At 72.3% G+C, this 18,130-nt stretch carries 11 protein-coding genes; 7 read left to right on the top strand and 4 right to left on the bottom strand.

The features are described 5' to 3' along the window. Window positions 1–7: 7 nt before the first annotated feature. Window positions 8–1,483 (bottom strand): alkaline phosphatase PhoX, encoded by a 1,476-nt coding sequence (locus ACTMTF_RS13860; RefSeq protein ID WP_441110951.1) that lies wholly within the window; start codon window positions 1,481–1,483, stop codon window positions 8–10. Between the two features lie 115 nt (window positions 1,484–1,598). On the opposite strand from ACTMTF_RS13860, the gene ACTMTF_RS13855 reads away from it, so the two are divergent. From ACTMTF_RS13855 to ACTMTF_RS13840, 4 genes are all read left to right on the top strand, one after another. Beyond that, window positions 1,599–3,296: a DUF4434 domain-containing protein gene (locus ACTMTF_RS13855; RefSeq protein ID WP_441110950.1), complete on the top strand. Its 1,698-nt coding sequence runs from the start codon at window positions 1,599–1,601 to the stop codon at window positions 3,294–3,296. Between the two features lie 216 nt (window positions 3,297–3,512). Beyond that, a complete protein-coding gene (locus ACTMTF_RS13850; protein WP_441110949.1) occupies window positions 3,513–6,389 on the top strand; it encodes an AAA family ATPase in 2,877 nt (958 codons plus the stop codon). 64 nt (window positions 6,390–6,453) lie between these two features. Next, window positions 6,454–6,582: a hypothetical protein gene (locus ACTMTF_RS13845; protein WP_441110948.1), complete on the top strand. Its 129-nt coding sequence runs from the start codon at window positions 6,454–6,456 to the stop codon at window positions 6,580–6,582. 73 nt (window positions 6,583–6,655) lie between these two features. Beyond that, window positions 6,656–10,642 (top strand): S8 family peptidase, encoded by a 3,987-nt coding sequence (locus ACTMTF_RS13840; RefSeq protein ID WP_441110947.1) that lies wholly within the window; start codon window positions 6,656–6,658, stop codon window positions 10,640–10,642. 51 nt (window positions 10,643–10,693) lie between these two features. On the opposite strand, the gene ACTMTF_RS13835 is transcribed toward ACTMTF_RS13840, so the two are convergent. Then, complete coding sequence (locus ACTMTF_RS13835) at window positions 10,694–11,488, bottom strand: SDR family NAD(P)-dependent oxidoreductase (protein WP_441110946.1); 795 nt, start codon at window positions 11,486–11,488, stop codon at window positions 10,694–10,696. 72 nt (window positions 11,489–11,560) lie between these two features. Then, complete coding sequence (locus ACTMTF_RS13830) at window positions 11,561–12,055, bottom strand: GNAT family N-acetyltransferase (RefSeq protein ID WP_441110945.1); 495 nt, start codon at window positions 12,053–12,055, stop codon at window positions 11,561–11,563. An 82-nt stretch (window positions 12,056–12,137) separates the two neighbouring features. On the opposite strand from ACTMTF_RS13830, the gene ACTMTF_RS13825 reads away from it, so the two are divergent. The 3 genes from ACTMTF_RS13825 to ACTMTF_RS13815 all read left to right on the top strand — a co-directional run bounded on the left by ACTMTF_RS13825 (window position 12,138) and on the right by ACTMTF_RS13815 (window position 16,765). Further along, window positions 12,138–13,532: a trypsin-like serine peptidase gene (locus ACTMTF_RS13825; RefSeq protein ID WP_441110944.1), complete on the top strand. Its 1,395-nt coding sequence runs from the start codon at window positions 12,138–12,140 to the stop codon at window positions 13,530–13,532. Between the two features lie 504 nt (window positions 13,533–14,036). After that, window positions 14,037–15,713: a hypothetical protein gene (locus ACTMTF_RS13820; RefSeq protein ID WP_441110943.1), complete on the top strand. Its 1,677-nt coding sequence runs from the start codon at window positions 14,037–14,039 to the stop codon at window positions 15,711–15,713. Further along, window positions 15,710–16,765: a hypothetical protein gene (locus ACTMTF_RS13815; protein WP_441110942.1), complete on the top strand. Its 1,056-nt coding sequence runs from the start codon at window positions 15,710–15,712 to the stop codon at window positions 16,763–16,765. The genes ACTMTF_RS13820 and ACTMTF_RS13815 overlap by 4 nt, the downstream gene beginning before the upstream one ends. On the opposite strand, the gene ACTMTF_RS13810 is transcribed toward ACTMTF_RS13815, so the two are convergent. Continuing rightward, entirely contained in the window at window positions 16,745–18,130 is a 1,386-nt protein-coding gene (locus tag ACTMTF_RS13810; protein ID WP_441110941.1) for a glycoside hydrolase family 5 protein, read from the bottom strand. The two genes, ACTMTF_RS13815 and ACTMTF_RS13810, sit on opposite strands and share 21 nt — an antisense overlap.

Below are 18,130 nucleotides of genomic sequence, written 5' to 3'. Positions count from 1 at the left end.
AACGCCGCTAAAGCGGACCGCGCCGCCAGGGCCCCCGGATGGCGTATGTGCGCCCCGGCGGATCCAGCGAGGCCGTGCTGCCGAGCTGGTTGACGAACAGGACCGAGCCGTCCGGGCTGAAGCAGGCCCCCGCGAACTCGCTGTCGTCGGCGACGTTCACCGCGAACTCGAACGGCCGGCCACCGCGCGGGTCCAGGCCGATCAGCCGGTTGACGTTGGCCAGGCCCGGAGCCAGCGGATGCGGGTCGGCGTCGGCCGAGGAGGCGTCGTCCTCGCACAGCACGATGCCGCCGCGCGGGGTGAAGGTGAGGTTGTCGGGCGAGTCGAGCTCCTTGCGCCCCGGAGACTCGTACACCAGCACCAGCGTGCCGCCGTTGTTCCGACTGGGCAGATACTGCCAGACCTGGCCGTATCCCTCCACGTAGCCGTCAGCGCCCGGCGCGTCGCCGCTCTTGACGTCACCGCCGCTGGTGGAGTTGAAGAACACCGCGCCGTCGCCCCACCAGCAGCCCTCCAGCCGGTTGAACTTGGCGCCGCCCTTGGCGAGCCCCTGCTGGGTGCACGTCGGGGCGCCGCCCTCCAGGTCCGGGTCCGGGTCGTCGATCCGCACCCACTCGACCGGCAGCCGGGCCCCCATCCGCTGGCCCTCGCGGCAGTCGTAGCCGTCCACATCCCTGATCTTGAGCATCTCCAGCACGCCCCCGGCCGACAGCTGCCGGGGGTCGTGCGGGCGGAACCGGTAGAACCCGTCGGGCTTGCCCGAGTCGTCCTCGGTCTCGTACACGTACCCGGTGCGCGGATCGACGGCGACGGCCTCGTGGGAGAAGCGGCCCATCGCGGTGAGCGGCATCGAGGCGGCCGGCCTGCCCGGCACCGGGCCGCGCAGCGGCACCTCGAAGATGTAGCCGTGCTTGCGCTGCCAGCCGTCCGCCGGGCCGGCGGTCGTCTCCTCGCAGGTCAGCCAGCCGCGCTGGTGCAGCATCCGGCCGCCGGCGCAGTTGATGATCGTGCCGTTGAGGCTGACGAAGTGCCGCAGCACCTCGCCGTCGCGCAGGTCCACCTCCAGGGTGGTGGTGCCGCCGACGCCCAGCTCGTCGTACCTCTCAGAGCCCGGTACGTGCACGCGCCCCTCGGCGGTCCCCGGCGGCGTGCGGACCTCGTGGTTGCGGATGAGCCGCACGGTGTGGCGGTGGGTGCCGGGGAAGGCGGCCATGCCGTCGTGCGCGATCGGCGTCGGCACGCCGTCGGACATCGGGGTGCCGGTGCGGCCGAGCACGACGTAGGAGAAGCCGGCGGGCAGGGCGAGCAGTTCCTCCCCGGTGTTCCCGGCCGGTTCGCGGTGCAGCGGGCCGTAGCCGGCTCCTCCGGGCTCCCGGCCCGCTTGCGCCCAGGCGGCGTGGGCGGACAGGGTCTCGATGGCGACGCCGCTGGCCAGCGCGCCACCGGCGGTGGCAAGGAAGGATCGGCGATCGAGCGCACTCATGGGGTCCCCTCACGGTCGCGGATCACCACACGGTAAACGCACAATGCGCCGTCAAATAGACCCAATCGGGCGTGGTCCACCGCATAACCTGAAGGTCCGAGCGAAGGGGCCACGGGTGCTGCAGGGGTTCGTGCGGATGGCGTTGGCCGTCACGGTGGTGGTGCTGGCCGTCATGCCGGACACCGTGGTCACCGCCATCGCCAGGTCCTTCGGCGCCGCCGAGGCGTGCCCGCCGAGGGACACCCGGGTCACCACCCCCTACCCGATCACCGGCTACTGGGTCATCCCGCGCCCGGACCGGTGCGTGACCCAGCGGCTGGTGGAGGCGGTCCACGGCGTGGGCGGCGACACGCTCGTCACCTTCGGCGCGCGGATCCTGCCCGCCGAGGTGGACGGTGCGGGACGGGTGACCGGCGACCTCGCCGGCGACTTCGCCGGCTGCGTCGAGAACGGCAAGCCCTGCTACCGGGCCGCGCTGGAGGCGGCGCCCGGCCGGACCGTCCGCCAGGTGTACACCTACGTGACGACCGAGCGGTTCGGCGACGCGGTGCTGCGCTGCCCCGGGCTCGACCGGCGGATCGAGAGCGGCGGGCGCACCTACTACCGCCTGATGCTGGGCGGCTCCTGCGACTCCGGCGGCCACGACCTCCTGCTGATCGCGACCGACGGCGACGGGGTGGGCAACCTGCTCGCCGAGGCCGCGGCGTACGGCATGCGGGTCTTCCCCGGGCTGCCCGTGCCGCCCAAGGACGCCGCCAAGCCGTGGCTGCCCGACCTGTCGCACCTGCCCGCGCTGAACGAGCTCACCGCCCGCGTCCTGACCGACTACCGGCAGCGTTACGGGTCCTCGCCCGCGCTCGGCGGCGTCTACCAGTCTTTCGAGCTCGCCATGCGGGACCGGGCGGACGACGACCCCATCATCGCCCTGTACGCCGCGCAGCACGAGGTGGTGGCCGCCACCATGCCCGGCACGAAGATCATGGTCAGCCCCTTCTGGGACGCGCGCAGGGGCCGCGGCTTCCCGGTCGAGCAGGTGGGCAAGGGCTTCGCCGACATCGCCGCCACCCGGGCGGGCGCGCCGATGGCCATCGCCGTCCAGGACGGGCGCGGTGTGGGCAAGGTGCCCGTCTACGGCGCGGACGAGGTGGACGCCCCTGTCGGGCCACGGCTGGCGCCGATGGTGGGCGAGGTCACCCATCGGCAGGCCTACTACGGCTCCACCCGCGACTACGTGGCCGAGGCCGCGCGGCAGGTGGAGCCGGGGGTCGAGCTGTGGGTGAACGTCGAGGTCTTCGAGCCCACCCAGGTGGCGGGCGAATGCGGCAGGGCCAACCCGTTCCCGCTGCGTGGCCGCGCCGCCAAACCCCGGGTGGACGAGCAGGTCGCCGCGGTGGGCAGGAACGCCACGAAGATCATCGCGTACGGGTGGGACCCGTTCCTGACGTGCCGGTCCGACCTGGCCACGCCCTCGCTGAGCGACGATCTCGCGGCGGGCCGGCAGCAGCCCATCGTCGCCGGCGCGCGGTGGACGGACTCCGGCGTCACGGTCGAGGGCTACCACCTGGGCGGCGGCGAGCTGCGGTTCACCTACCGGCAGCGCGGCGGCGGCACGAGGACCGTGACGGCCGCACCACAGCGGCACACGGCGGTGACCGGCGCGGTGCCCGCCGGCCTGGAGACGGCCTGGGCGCCCTTCGCGGCGCCCGACCTCGACCCGGAACGGCCCTGGATCTCGATCACCGCCCAGAACGCCACCGGCGCCTACGCCTTCGACGGCGGCGGACCGCCTGCGGGCGGGCGCGCCGGGTCCTGATCGGCCTGCTGCATGTGCTCCGCGGGAACCCTGCGGAACCCTGCCGTACGTGCTCCGCAGGGTTCCGCCCTGCGGGAGGCCACAGCCGTCCAAGGCGGCAGTCCATGGGTCAAAATGGCGCACTTGGCTATTTATCCGATAAGAGTGACATGTGAGACATGAGATGAAGAAGTGCGGCATGTCTTCTGATCATGAAGGTGCCCGGGTGCGGCACGGGTGAGCGGGCGGGGGATCGCGGGCCGGGTGGTCTCGCCGGTCCTGGTCGGTCGCGACAGGGAGCTGGGCCGGCTGGCCGCCGCGCTGACCATGCCGCCGTCGGTGCTCGTCGTCGAGGGTGAGGCCGGTATCGGCAAGTCCCGTCTGGTCACCGAGCTGCTGGCACGGCCGGAGGCCGCCGGGAGGCGGATCCTGAGCGGTGGGTGCGGCCAGATCAGGGAGCCCTTCCCGCTGGGCCCGGTCGTCGAGGCGCTGCGGTCCACGGGCGGCGAGCTGGCGGGCGCGGCGCTGTCGCCGGTGGCCGGAGCGCTGCGTGGCCTGTTCCCCGAGCTGGCGCACGTGCTGCCGAGGCCGCCCGAGCCGCTCGACGACCGGGCGGCCGAGCGGCACCGGCTGTTCCGCGGCCTGGGCGAGGTGCTGACCGCGCTCGGCCCGGCGGTGCTCGTGGTGGAGGACCTGCACTGGGCCGACGAGCAGACGGTCGAGTTCCTGTCGTACCTGCTGGGGAACCAGCCGGGCTCGCTGTCGATCGTGGTGACGTACCGGGGCGAGGAGGTGTCGGCGGGCGTGCGCGCGCTGACCGCGCGCCCCCGTGACGTGCTCACCCACGAGCACGTGGTGCTCGCACCGCTGGACGAGGGGCAGACGCGCGCGCTCGCGGCGGCGATCCTGGGCAGCGAGGAGGTCTCCGCGGAGTTCGCGGCGCACCTGTGCGGGCGGGCCTCGGGGCTGCCGCTGGCGATCCAGGAGCTGCTGGCCCTGTTGCGGACGCGCGGGGCGCTGATCCCGTGGGCCGGTGGATGGGCGCGCCGGACGCTGGACGCGCTCGACGTGCCGAGCGGCGTGCGCTCCTCGGTACGGGAACGGGTCGGCCGGCTCTCGCCGGCGGCGCGGACGGTGACCGAGGCGGCGGCCGTGCTCCAACTGGCCTCACCCCTGACGGTGCTGATCGGCGTGACCGGCCTGCCCCCGGCGGCCGTGGCCGACGGGGTGGACGAGGCGCTGGACGCCGGCCTGTTCGCCGAGCGGGAGGGCACGGTGGGATTCCGGCACGTGCTGGCCTCCCAGGCGGTGTACGAGGGCATCCCGCTGGGCCGCAGGCAGACGCTGCACGCCGCCGCCGCGGACGCCGTACAAGGGCTGGCTCCCGTGCCGCTCGGGCAGGTGGCGCACCATCTGCGGCAGGCGGGCCGGGACGACGACTGGGTGACGGCCGCGCGGCGAGCCGCGGACCAGGCGGTGGACCTCGGCGACGACGCCGAGGCGGCCCGTCTCCTGGAGGACGTGCTGCGACGCGCGCGGCTGCCGGAGCCGGTCCAGGCCGAGCTGACGGTACGGCTCGGGTGGATCGCCACCGAGGTGCTGCACGTCCCCGACGTCTGCGATCTGTTCGCCACGGCGCTGCAGGGCGAGCCACCCCGGGCCGTCCGCGGCGAGCTGCGGCTGCTGCTGGCCCTGCACCTGAATCTCGCGCGGTCGGATCCGGCGCGGGAGCGGCGGGAGATGGCCGCTGCCGTCGACGACCTGGGCGATCGTCCGGAGCTGGCGGCGTGGGCGATGATGGCCCTCGGCCTGCCGACAGCGCCGGGAACCTCGCTGGACGAGCACGTCGAGTGGCTGGACCGGGCGCTGGAGACGGTGCCCGCGATCGATGACCCGACCATGCGCCTCTATCTCCTGGGCAAGATCGTGATGGCGCTGGTGCTGATCGGCGACCCTCGCTGGCGCGAACTGGCCGCGGGGATGGAGAAGGACGTCGCCGGGTTGCCCGCCCACCGCCGCATCGTCAACGTGCCCTTCTCGATCGGGGCGGGGGCGGTGCTGACCGGGCACCACCACCTGGCCCGGCGGCTGCTCACGATGGCCCTGGAGCGTAGCGCGGAGATCGACGCCACCGGACCCATCGCCGTGCGCTGCAGAGCGTCCCTCCTCCAGGTCGCCTATCTCAGTGGCGCCTGGGAGGGGCTGGCCAGGGAGCTCAGGGAGCTTGGCGCGGAGCTCAGCGAGCGGCCCGAACGTGACTCCCTGGCGCTGACGACCGCCGGGTTGCTGCTGGCGGAGGGCGATCTCGACACGGCGCGGAGCCGCTTCCTGGACCAGATGCGGATCGGCCTGACGACGGACACGGCGGACCTGCCCTTCCCCGCGACCGCGCTGCTGCGGCTGGGGATCGCTCGCGGCACCGCGGCGGCCGCGCTCGCCGAGACGGCGGAGGCCGTCGCGGCCTGGGAGGCGCACGGGCTGTGGCCCCTCGGCGTGCGTGCCCTGCCGGCGCTGACGGAGGCGCTGCTGGCCGCCGGGCGGCAGGAGGAGGCAGCCGGAGCCGTGGAGCGGTACGAGTCAGGGCTGCGCGGGCTGGACGCGCCGCTGGCCGTACCGGCCCTGGAGCACGCGCGCGGGCATCTGGCGGCGAGCGCCGGGCGGTGGCCGGAGGCCGTGGCGCACTTCACCGCCGCCGCGGCGGGCTACGAGCTGCTTCCCGCCGCCTACGAGGCCGCGCAGGCGAGAGAGCAGGCGGCGGCCTGCCTGTTCGAAGCCGGTGACGACACGGCGGAGCCGGCGCTCAAGGCCGTACTCGCGGTGTACGAACGGCTGGAAGCGCGCTGGGATCTGGACCGGGCCACCCAGCTGGGACGACTGCACGGACTGCGCACCGGCCGGCGTCGTGGCTCGGGAGGTCCGGAGCGGGGGCTGACGGCCCGGCAGTGGGAGGTCGCGCGGTTGGTGGCGACGGGGCTGACCAACCAGCAGATCGCCAGGGAGCTGTTCCTGTCGGCCAAGACGGTGGACAAGCATCTCAGCGCCGCGATGCAGAAGTTCGGCGCGCGGTCGCGCACGGAACTGGCCCGGCATCTGGAACGTCCCCTCCCCGACTGAATGGGGAATTTTCCCCATACGGCTCCCATACCCCACCGGGTGACGCGGCGACGATGCTGGCCGCATGTCTGACGAGCCCGCGACCGAATCCGACGTGGACGAGTTCTCCGACCAGGGATCGGAGGCGTCCGAGGGCGAGACCGCGCCGAGTGCCGAGGAAGCCCCGCCGCCCGAGGGATTCGTCCCGCTCTGAGCCATCCCCCATCACGACCGCAGAAAGGCAGTCCCCCCATGCCTACCCACGGCTTACTCCCCCGGAGGACCGCGTGAAACGCGCCATCCTGCTGTCCTCGCTCCTCACGCTGGCCACGCTGCCGCCGACCTCCGCGGCGATGGCCGCCGCGCCGCCACCTGCGGCGCCCGTCACGCTCCAGGGCGTCGGGCCCGGCCCGCACGTCATCACCCTGGTCACCGGGGACAAGGTCACCCTCACCCAGGCCGCCAACGGCGCCTTCGACGTGAAGACCGAGCCCGCCACCCGCCGGAACGGCCACCGGCCGCGGCTGGTCACCGAGACCACCCCCGACAGCGTCTTCGTCCTGCCCGACGACGCGCTGCCCGGCATCCAGGCGGGCCGGCTGGACCGGCGGCTGTTCGACGTCAGGTATCTGGCGGAGAACGGCTATGCCGACGACCAGGCCAAGCAGGTCCCGGTCATCGTGCAGTACCCGAAGGGCCAGGAGGCCACGGCCTTCAAGCGGGCTGCCGACGCGATCCCGGCCAGCGTCCCCACCCACACCCTGGACAGCATCCACGCCTCGGCCGTGAGCGTCACCAAGGCGGAGGCGGGGGCGTTCTGGGAGGCCGTACGGACCGTGCCGTCGGCCGGGCTGAAGGCGTCCGACACGCTGAGCGGCGGGATCGCCAAGCTGTGGCTGGACGGCAAGGTCAAGGCCGTCCTGGACGAGAGCGTGGCGATGATCGGCGCACCCGCGGCCTGGGCCGGGGGCCACGACGGCACCGGGGTGACGGTCGCGGTGCTGGACACCGGCGTCGATGCCACCCACCCCGACCTCGCCGGAAAGATCGCCGACTCCAAGTCCTTCGTTCCCGACGAGGCGGTCACGGACGGTCACGGCCATGGCACCCACGTGGCCTCCACCATCGCCGGCTCCGGAGCGGCCTCCGGCGGCACGCGCAAGGGCGTGGCTCCGGGCGCGCAATTGGTCATCGGCAAGGTACTGAGCGACAACGGTTCTGGCGATGACTCCGGGGTCATCGAAGGCATGGAGTGGGCCGCCGCCAGCGGCGCCAAGGTCGTCAGCATGAGCCTGGGCGACGGGCCCACCGACGGCACCGATCCACTCAGCCAGTCGGTCAACAACCTGACCGCCTCCACCGGGGTCCTGTTCGTCATCGCTGCCGGCAACGCCGGTGGCGCTGCCGGGACCGTGGCCAACCCCGGGACGGCCGACGCCGCGCTCACCGTCGCCGCGGTCGACAAGCAGGACGGGCTGGCCGACTTCTCCAGCCGGGGTCCGCGGTTCGGCGACTCGGGGCTCAAGCCCGACATCGCCGCGCCCGGCGTGGACATCGCCGCGGCCCGTGCGGCGGGCACCGCGATGGGCTCCCCGGTCGACGACCACTACACCGGGGCGTCCGGCACCTCGATGGCCACACCGCACGTCGCGGGCGCTGTGGCGATCATGGCCCAGCTGCACCCCGACTGGAAGGGGCCGCTGCTCAAGGCCGCGCTGATGTCCACCGCCAAGGACGACGGATACACCGTGTACGAGCAGGGCGCCGGGCGGACCGACCTCGCCAAGGCGTACACCCAGCGGGTCTTCGCCACCACCGGCGGCATCGACTACGGCTCGGTGACCGAGGAGGGCGAGTCCTTGCGGCGGGAGCTCTCCTACAGCAACCTCACCGATCAGCCGGTCACCCTCACCCTCACCGCCGCCCTGCGCGGCGCCAGAGGCTCCGAGGTCGACGGCAAGCTGGCCACGGACCCCACTCTCACCGTCCCCGCGCGCGGCACCGCCACGACGACCGTCACCCTGGAGAGAGGCGATCTCGCTTTCGGGAACTACACCGGCGTGGTGACGGCCGAGGCCGGAGACGTCCGGCTGACCACCCCGGTCGGCCTGGTGCGGGAGGCTCCGACGGTCCAGTTGACCGTCCACACCATCGGCTGGGACGGTAAGCCGTTGTCGCCGTGGTATCAGCAGACCCTCGACATCGACGGCGCGAAGGGATACATCGATGGCACCGTGCTGTCGACGGAGGGGACCACGGTCACCCGGGTCCCGATCGGCACGCACCATGTGATGCTCATGGCGGGCGCGGTGGACTCCGACGACCGCTACAACACGGTGTCGCTGATCGCCCCGGAGGTCACCGTCACCGGTGACACCGAGATCACGCTCGACGCCCGGCAGGCCTCCCAGATGCGCTTCAGCACCCCGAAGCCCGCCGAGCCGCTGAACACCTTCTGGGTCGCCGCCACCCAGCGGACCATCGCCAACGGCCTGACGTACGCCACCAGGATGGAACCGGGCTCGCAATTCAGCACGTGGGAGAAGTTCTGGGTCACGCCCACCAAGCCCGTCACCAAGGGCAAGTTCCGCTTCTCCGGCCAATGGACGCTGGGGCAGGCCCAGGTCACCATGAGCGCGGGCAAGCGCAAGCCGATCATCCTCGATCCGGTCGCCCCCCAGCACCAGGGCTTCTCGGACGGCGAACGCCAGAACGAGCTGCCCGGCTGGAAGCCGTTCACCGGGACGCAGAACCTGCCGCTCGTCGACATCGGTGAGGGCCGGCCCGAGGACATCGCGGGGAAGAACCTGCGCGGCAAGCTCGCCCTCGTGGAGACGGGGTCGACGCCCGAAGGCGGGCCGGCGTGCCACATCATGATCACCAAGGTCACTTCGATCCGTGAGGCCGGTGCGGCCGGATTCGTCATCTTCCCGTCGGAGGGCGGCGCCTGCGGCCTGCCGATCAACATTTACCAGGCGATCAACACCGGCGATCCCCAGCGCGTCGACATCTCCAACGTCTCCCTGTCGAACAAGGAGGGACTGAAGCTGCGCGCCCGGCTCGCGAGCGAACCGGTCAGCGTCCGGGTGACCGGCACGCCGCAGACGCCCTACTCCTACTTCCTCAAGCCGTACGCCGAGGGCAGCGTGCCGAAGTCCCTGCACTACACCTTCACCGCCAAGCAGCTGGCCCAGGTCGACATGGACGTCCATGCAACCCGGCCGACCGGCCACAACAACTGGCGCATGATCTACAAGCAGGACGACGTGGTGACCACCACGACGGCCACCTCGATGTGGTCGCCGGTGGCCTTCACCGCTCCGAGCACCAGGACCGATTACGTCGGGCCCATCTATCCCGAGGTCATCCACTCGCACGGCATGGGCTCCACCAGCGTCGACGGGACGGTGCCCGGCGAGACCCGCTTCCGCATCGAGAAGTTCGACCGTCCCGGCCGTACCCGGCAGCAGTGGTTCACCGCCGGCCTGACGCCGGGCGCCTTCACCGCGTCGGAGAAGGTCTACGCGACGGCGGACAAGGACGCGGCGCCGGCCATCACGCTGGGGCTCGACCTGCCGTGCGTCGTCTGCGTGCACGGTGACACCCTGTGGGCGGAGGTCGGCCTGGCGGGCACGCCCGACAAGCAGCCGGTCAGCAACGCGTTCTGGTCATGGACCCTTCCCGCCACCCCGGACTTCGACATCCATCTCTATCGGGACGGGACGGAGATCACCAACATCAAGCGGCCCTACCTGGACAAACTCCCGATGTTCCCCCTGTCCAAGGGCTCCGGCACCTATCGGCTGACCGCGAAGAACGCCGCGCACGACGCCGAGTGGACGTTCAAGGCTCCGCCGGCCGAGGAAACCGCGCTGCCGGGATCCGCCTGTGGGATCTGGTTCTACGTGGAGACCTACGAGCGATGCCGGCCGACCCCGGTCGTCTTCGCCGGATACGACCTGGGCGACTCCCTGTCGATGGACAACACCGTTCGCGCCGGTCGATCCCACAAGTTCACCGTCGAGGCCTACCACTCGCCGTCCCCGGCGAAGATGCCGAAGATCGCCGGGCTCAAGCTGTGGATGAGCACCGACGACGGCGCCAAGTGGACCCCCGTCTCGGTCGAGCGCGACCGCGACGGTGCCTACACCGCCCGCACCCGCTACCCGTCCCTGCGTGACACCAAGGGCGCGGTCAGCCTGAAGGTCGAAGCCTGGGACGCCGACGGCAACCGCCTCAAGCAGACCAGCACCCGCCTGTTCAACCTGCGCTGAACCGTCCCCGGCCGGGCGACGGGGAACCTCCCGTCGCCCGGCCGCGGGTCGTCAGGGGACGATGGAGTCCACGTACCCGCCGTCGACCCGGACCGCCCCGCCCGTCGTGGCCGAGGCGAACGGCGAGCTCAGGTAGACGACCAGGTTGGCGATCTCCTCGGGCTCGATCAGCCGCTGGAGCAGCGACTGCGGCCGGTACTCGCGCATGAACGCCCGCTGTGCCTCCTCCCACGGCAGCTCCCGGTCGACGAGTTGGTAGACGAAGTCCTCGACGCCGCCGGTGTGCGTGGGGCCGGCGATCACCGAGTTGACCGTGACGCCGCTGCCTGCCGCCTCCTTGGCGAAGCCGCGGGAGACCGCGAGCAGGGCGGTCTTGGTCATGCCGTAGTGGATCATCTCGGCGGGGATGACGATGGCCGAGTCGCTGGCGATGTACTGGATCCGGCCCCAGGCCCGCTCCCGCATGCCGGGCAGGTAGGCCCGGGTCAGCCGGATGGCCGCCAGCACGTTGATCTCGAAGTAGCGCCGCCACTCCGCGTCGGTGATCTCCAGGGCGGGTACGGCGCCGAAGATGCCGAGGTTGTTGACCAGGATGTCCACCTGCGGCAGCTCCCGCAGCACGCTCGCGGCGCCTTCCTCGGTGCCGAGGTCGCCCGGCGCGGCGACCAGGTCCGCGTCCGACACGTCGGCCCGGATCCGGTCCATGGCCGCGCTGACGGAGGCGTCGCCGCGGCCGTTGACCGCGACCCGCGCCCCCGAACGGGCCAGCCCGGCCGCGATGGCGGCCCCGATGCCCTGCGTCGAGCCGGTGACCAGCGCGGTCCGTCCGGTGAGATCGATGTGCACGGGTGAGACTCCTCTGTCGGATCCTGCTCTGCGGTCATTGTCGGCGAGTCCGGCATCAGGAGGGCGGCACGGTCACGGCGTGTCCCGCGAACGCCGCCACAGCCGCTCGCCGTCGTCGAACCGCTCGGTGGGCAGCAGGCCGGCCCGCCCGGCGACGGCGGCCGAGGCCGTGTGGCGGGGGTGGATGTGCGCCTCGACCGTGGTCACGCCGTGCCCGTCCAGCCAGGCGACCAGCGCGCGGGCGGCTTCGGACGCGTAACCCCGGCGCTGCCGGCGCGAGCTCACCACCCAGGCGATCTCCGCCCGCCGGCCGTCGTCGGCGATCGTCGCCTGCACGTAGCCGACCGCCTCGTCGTCCTCCACCGTGCGGATGATCCAGTTGCGCCACTGCTCGCGGCCGTCCGGTGAGTGGCCCACGACCTGCCTGGTGTAGCGCTCGCGCAGCTCCGCCAGGGTGGGCGGGGCGCCGCCGGTGAAGGTGTAGAGGTCCTCGCCGCTCAGCACCTCCACCATCTCCTCGGCGTCGCCCACCTGCAGCGGGACGAGCCGGATGCGCTCAGGTGCCATGCCACGAGCCTATCGGGCGGAGTCGCTCACGGAATGTGTGCCGAATGTGACCTAGTGTGCTGCCGGAAAGGATGGGGGATCGATGTCACGCCGAAGGATCCTGCTGGCGCTCGCCGTCGCGGGCACCGCCTTGACGCTGCCCGGCCCGGCCGGGGCCCGCACGGGGGACGGGCCGCAGGTGGACGCCTCGCCGGTGATGGATCCGCGCCGGGCGGTGGACTACTGGACCACCAGTAAGCAGTCCAACGCCGGCGCGGCCGAACTACCAGAGCTCGCGACACCGCTGGACAGGCCCGGCTGGATGCGCGGTGGGGCGGAACGGGGGGTGCCGGAGGGGATCCGGCTGACGCCGGGGGGTGACGTCAACGGGTACGCGAGCGTGCCCAGGCCGTACGGCGGGGCGGCGGCGAGCCGGGCCACCGGGCGGCTGTTCCTCCTCGACGCCGACGGCAGACGCAAGTCGTGCAGTGGGGCGGTGGTGCGCTCCGCCGGCCGGATGCTGGTGGCGACGGCCGCGCACTGCGTGTACGGCGTCTCACGGCGGACCGGCCAGGGCACCTGGTCGTCGCACCTCGCGTTCGTGCCCGCGTACGACGGACACGGCCAGGGCGCGCCGTACGGCGTGTGGGGGGCGCGGCGCGTCTGGAAGCCGCACGCCTTCACCGGCGAGGGGCAGTGGGACTGGGACTCGGTGTACGACATCGCCCTGGTCGAGGTCGGCAAGTTGGGGAGCGCCACCCTGCAGGACACCGTCGGCGCCTTCACCCCGATGCGCAACCAGGCCGGCGACTACACCGTCGTGAGCCTGGGCTATCCCAGCGACCCTCCCTACGACGGCTCCCGCCAGCTCTGGTGCCTGGGGCGGACGACCGTCGCACCCGGCTACGTACGGCCGACAGGGACGTCCGGGCGGTTGCACACCGTCAACTGTCACCTGTTCGGCGGCAACAGCGGCGGGCCGTGGCTCGACCGGAGCACCGGCCTGCTGGTCGGGGTGCTGTCGTCGGGGGCGGGCGGCGTGCCGGGAGACGGGTACGCGGTCGCCAACCCGCTCGGGCCCGACGGCTACGGAGCGCTGGCGCGGCAGGCGGATCCGGGCGGGGTGTACGACGCGCTCTCGGTGAAAGGCACGGTGAAGGGCGCCCGGTCGGCCAGGCGCGTCACCGCCACGGTGCGCATGCGCGGGCTGATGGCGGCGGCCCAGGTCCCCGTCACCTTCCTGCTGCCTCGCGGGCTGAGCCTGGCCTCGGGGTCGTCGTGCGCGGCGGTGCGGCGGCGGGTGACCTGCACGCTCGCGGTCGTCCGTCCGGGCAGCCCGGCCCGGGTGACCATCCCGACCACGGGCCGCACCGCCACCCACCGGAAGATCACCGTCTCGGTGGCGTCCACCTACCTGGACCAGAACCCCCGCGACAACACCCACACCTTCCCCGCCGGTGACGCCCCCGCGCGCCGAACACGGATGCGGGACAGGTGACCCCATCGGGGGGTGGGGGATCACCCACTGGTGACACCACCGGTGGGACAACCCCCACCGGCCCTGGCCGCCCCCACCTGAGCGTCATGGCCGTGTGCGGCTACGGCAAAGGATCGCGTGTTGCGCGAGCCGGTCCCGCGTCCGGTCTGGAAGCGTCTACGCGGCTGCCGCGAATGCGGGAGGGCATTCGACATCCTCGCCCTCGTGAACGAGGGGATTCCCACGGTCGCCCGTGAGGATTCCCGCCGCACCGCCGATTGCCCGCCCGAGAGGACTCTCCTTGAGGTCTTACACCAGCTCCACAGGCGTTTCAGCTCTCCGCCGGCCCGGCGGAGAGCACGTTCCTGGCCGCGTTCGCGTCCCGGGCGTGGACCGCCCCGCAGGCGCAGCTCCACTTTCGGACACGGCGATTCCGCCTGGCGGCGAATCTCCTGCCCCTGCTCTGTTCCGCAGGGGTTCGATTCCTCTCCCGCCTGAAGGCGGGGGTCTCCTCGGAGGTATCTGATGAGTTCTGTCGGGGGCGGGGAGCAGTTCGAGCGTCTGCTCTCCGCGGCGAGCGCCTACTGGGGCAAACGTCACCACCGGCCGGGAGCCTGTGTGGTGGTCGAGGCCATGCAGCAGGACGTCCGGCTCGTCGTGCGCAACCTTCTGCTCGCCAACGCGATCTGCGACGTGACCTCCGCGAGGCTGGTCGTGCTCACCGGCACCGACCGGGAGCTGAGCGGGGTGCTGTGGGAGCGGTTCGACGTCGAGCGGGTGCGCCGGCTGGCCGAGGCGTTCGGCGCGGCCGAGATCATCGACGTGCACGACCTCGTGGACCGGCGGCTCGCCGACGAGGGGGACAGTCCTGCCGACGGGATCGGCTCGGCGGCGCTGGAGGCGCTGGAGAGGGCGACGCTGCTCCGGCTGAGCCGGATGCCCAGGCTGCCCGAGACCGAGGACGAGCGGCACCACGCGAGGCGCGGGCGCGCCAGGGCGCTGTCGGCCGTCTACGACCGGCTGTTCGCCGAGCTGTCGCCCGTCGCCCTCGTCACCGGTCAGGTCGACTACGACCAGTGGGGACTGGCGGTCGAAACGGCCATGCGCAGGGACGTACCGGTCGTGCACACGCAGAGCACCGGGTCGCTGGGAGCGTACGCACTCTTCCCCCAAGCGGACCCAGGCACTCACGCGGACCTCGGTACGTCCGCGGCCGCCGGGACGCCTGGGGCGGGCGGCTTCCGCGAGGTGCTGACCGGTCGCCTGGCCCGCTACTTCGACGAGTGCGTCTGGCCGCACCGGGACCTCATCAGGCCGGGCGCGGAGCTGGTGGCCTGGCGGGTGAAGGGCGATCGGGGGAGCTGGTGGCGGGGCGGCAGCGTGAACTCCTTCGAGCTGCGGACCGAGACCGAGCGGCGTCAGCTCCGGGGGCACGGTTGCGACAGGCTCGGCCTCGACCCGGACCGCCCGACCATCACCGTCTTCCAGCACGCCGTCTCCGACGCCGTCGGCATGAACCGGGAGACATTCGACGACTTCGCGGAATGGTGCGAGGAGACCGCCGAGTTCGCGGCGGCCGAGGACGCCGTGAACTGGCTCTTCCTCGACCACCCCGAGCAGGACCGCCACGACTCGACCGGCCACTTCGCCGCCCTCGCCGAACGCCACTCCCGCCGCCCGCACCTGGCCTTCATGCCCAGGCGGGCGCTGTCGAAGAACATGCTGTGGAGCATGACCGACGTGGGCGTCACGGTACGCGGCCGGGTGGCCTGCGAGCTGCCCGCCTTCGGCATCCCGGTGATCCAGGCCTGCTGGTCGGAGTGGAGCGGCTGCGGCCTGTCGCATGTGGCGGAGACGCGGGCCGACTACTGGCGGCTGCTCGCCGAGGCGGTCGCCAGGCACACCAAGGGCGAGTCCCTGCTGGCGCCCGAGCAGCGCGAGCGGGCCCGGCTGTGGCTGTGGCTGCGGCGTAGCGGCGCCGACGTGTCCTCGCCGCTGCTGCCGCACTGGGAGCTGGGCGAGGGGGAGGAGTATCTGCGCGCGCTGTCGGTCAGCATGCGGCACGTGGAGCGGGACGGTGACCCGCTGCACCGCGCGGTGCGCCGCATGTGGGAGCGGCGTGACCCCGTGCTCAGCAGGTTCGACTTCCATGATCCAGCAGGGCTCGCCGAGGCCCTCACCGCATCGAGGGGCGCATCATGACCACGACTCTCCTGACCGGCCCCGCCACCGAGCTCGACGAGGTCATCGTGCCGCTGTCGCCGCCGATCGAGGTGTTCGGCGGGCAGGCGGCGGCGCTGCAGGTGGCCGACCAGTTCCATCGGGGCAAGCAGATCCTGGGCCGGTTCGAGCGTTCGGGGCTGGTCGGGTTCAAGGTCGCGACCAGGGGGCGGTGGTTGCGGGTCAAGGTGGCGCTGGCGCTGGACGAGACCTCCTTCCCCGGCTGGCACCTGGACGGCCGGGCCCAGGCGGCCCGCCTGCCGCAGCGGCTGATCCAGGTCCGGGCGCAGGGGCGGCTGCGGCAGTGCGTGCTGCTGAAGGGCGGTCCCGGCATCAAGAGCGGCCAGGCGGTCTTCGACCTGATGCCGGAGGAGGTGCCCGAGGACGGCCTGGTGTGCGTGGAGATCCTGGACGTCGCCGAGGGCCGTGACGTCTCGCCGGAGGTGCGCGAGGCCGTGGCGGGCTCGGTCATGGAGGGCGGCACGGCCGGCCTGCGCATCGACAGCGTGGCGTTCGAGGAGGTTCCGGAGCCGAAGGGGGCCCGGCAGGGCGAGGAGCTGGACGCCGCCCGCTGCGAGCTGCTGTCCTTGGTCAGCTCCGGCGGCCTGGCCAACCTCAACCGGCGCGGCGTCCGTACCATGCGCAGCGGCCTGTTCGTGGTCAACCCCGTCCCGCTCGGCGTCTTCGGCTCGGGCGGCCGGCTGACCGTCCGGCTCGGCAGCCGGGCCGACCTCAGCACCGGCAGGCCGGCCACGGCCAGGGACCGCGCGCTGATGCGGCGGGCCCTGCGCCGGGCCGGAGGCGAGGCCAGGCGGTTGCGGCACGCCGCCCGCGAGGCCCTGTGCACCGCGGCGCCCACCGTGGTGCGGATCATGAGCGTGCAGGACGGCGTCCTGCCCATGCCGACCCGGTCCACGACCGGCAACGCGCTGGAGCTGGACCTGCCCGCTCCGCTGACCTCGCCGGTGCTCGTCCAGGCCGCCTGCAGGCAGGGCGCCGTGCCGACCCTCGTGTCAGTCGCCTGGACCCCCTGACGCCCCGCCGAGGTTGTCGGCGAGCAGGTCGAGCAGTGGTTGCCGGCGCACGCACCCCTCCAGGGCGAACGAGTCCGCCAGCGCCAGCAGCTCACTGTCGTCGAGCCCGCGGAACAGCTCGGCGTACTCCGGCAGCAGCGCCTGGGCGATGAGGATGTGCCTGATCAGGTCGTCGGTCTGGTAGCGGGCGCCCCACGGGTAGGGGTTCCAGCCGGGGAACTCCGTCTCCACCAGTGTGTGCAGCGGGCTGAGCCGGTCGCCCGCCTCCTCCATGGTGGAGCCCCACCGGTCCGCGCCCAGCCGCCGCTTCTTGTCGATGAAGGCGCCGAACCGCTCCAGGTACGGCCCGCTCGCGTGCACCAGCCCCTGCAAGCCGACATCCTTGTACGTCCACAGCGACCATCCGGCGTCATGGGCGTCGTAGATGTCGAGCTGGTCCCGCAGGATCTGGTAGCGCTCCTTGTCCGGCTCCGGATGGCCGGTGTAGACGGGCCCGAACTCGCCCACCCACAGCGGCGTGCCCGTCTCCCGCTGGAATCGCGACCGTTTGTCGAAGGTGCGCTCCAGCTCGTTCCTGTCGCACCACTTCCCACGGGTGAAGCCGGGATATCCGCCCCCGTGGGCGAACCCGGCCAGCGCGTAGTCATGGCAGACGAAGACGGTGTTCTCGTACATCTCCCGGAAAATGGAGAAATCGGTGGAGTAGGTGTTGCCGTCGAGGAAGAGCACATGCCTCGGGTCGGCCGCGCGCACCGCCTTCACCAGACGGTCGTAGAACGGCCCGATGACCTTGCCGCTGGGGTCGCCAGGCTCGTTGACCGGGTTGTAGCCGGCCACCCAGGGGTGGTCGCGGTAGTGGTCGGCGATGGCCTCCCACAGGTGCACGGCCCGGTCCTGGAAGTGCCGGTGCTGCCAGAAGGCGGCGATGTGGGTGGGATTGTCGGAGTGCCAGTGCTGGTTCTGCGAGCCGGGCAGCGCGTGCAGGTCGACGACGCTGTAGATGCCGTGCGCGCCGAGCAGGTCGATGACCCGGTCAAGGTGGTGGAAGCCCTGCTCGATGACCTCGAAGGGCCGGTCGTCGGACTCGAAGTGCCGGTAGTTGATCGGGATGCGGACGCAGTTCATCCCCAGCCCGGCCAGCAGCGCCGCGTCCTGGTCGGTGAAGAAGGAGGCGAGCAGCCGGTCGAAGAAGAGCGCGGCCCGCTCCTCGCCCAGAACCTCTCGTACGGCGGCGCGCATGGCGGACTCGTTGGCCGGATGACCGGTGATGAAGTTCTCCAGGTTCATCCACCCGCCCAGCCCGACCCCGCGTAGCCGTACAGGCTGATCGCCGGCGAGGAGCCGCGCTCCGGAGACATGCAGCAT

This window comes from Nonomuraea sp. ZG12, from assembly GCF_052068115.1.
Classification (GTDB): domain Bacteria; phylum Actinomycetota; class Actinomycetes; order Streptosporangiales; family Streptosporangiaceae; genus Nonomuraea.
This window is presented reverse-complemented; position numbering and strand designations above follow the sequence as displayed.

Coding starts and splice junctions, on each gene's coding strand:
- ACTMTF_RS13860 (WP_441110951.1), bottom strand. CDS start 1,483: ATGAGTGCGCTCGATCGCCGATCCTTCCTTGCCACCGCCGGTGGCGCG.
- ACTMTF_RS13845 (WP_441110948.1), top strand. CDS start 6,454: ATGTCTGACGAGCCCGCGACCGAATCCGACGTGGACGAGTTCTCCGAC.
- ACTMTF_RS13830 (WP_441110945.1), bottom strand. CDS start 12,055: ATGGCACCTGAGCGCATCCGGCTCGTCCCGCTGCAGGTGGGCGACGCC.
- ACTMTF_RS13825 (WP_441110944.1), top strand. CDS start 12,138: ATGTCACGCCGAAGGATCCTGCTGGCGCTCGCCGTCGCGGGCACCGCC.
- ACTMTF_RS13820 (WP_441110943.1), top strand. CDS start 14,037: ATGAGTTCTGTCGGGGGCGGGGAGCAGTTCGAGCGTCTGCTCTCCGCG.
- ACTMTF_RS13815 (WP_441110942.1), top strand. CDS start 15,710: ATGACCACGACTCTCCTGACCGGCCCCGCCACCGAGCTCGACGAGGTC.
- ACTMTF_RS13810 (WP_441110941.1), bottom strand. CDS start 18,130: ATGCTGCATGTCTCCGGAGCGCGGCTCCTCGCCGGCGATCAGCCTGTA.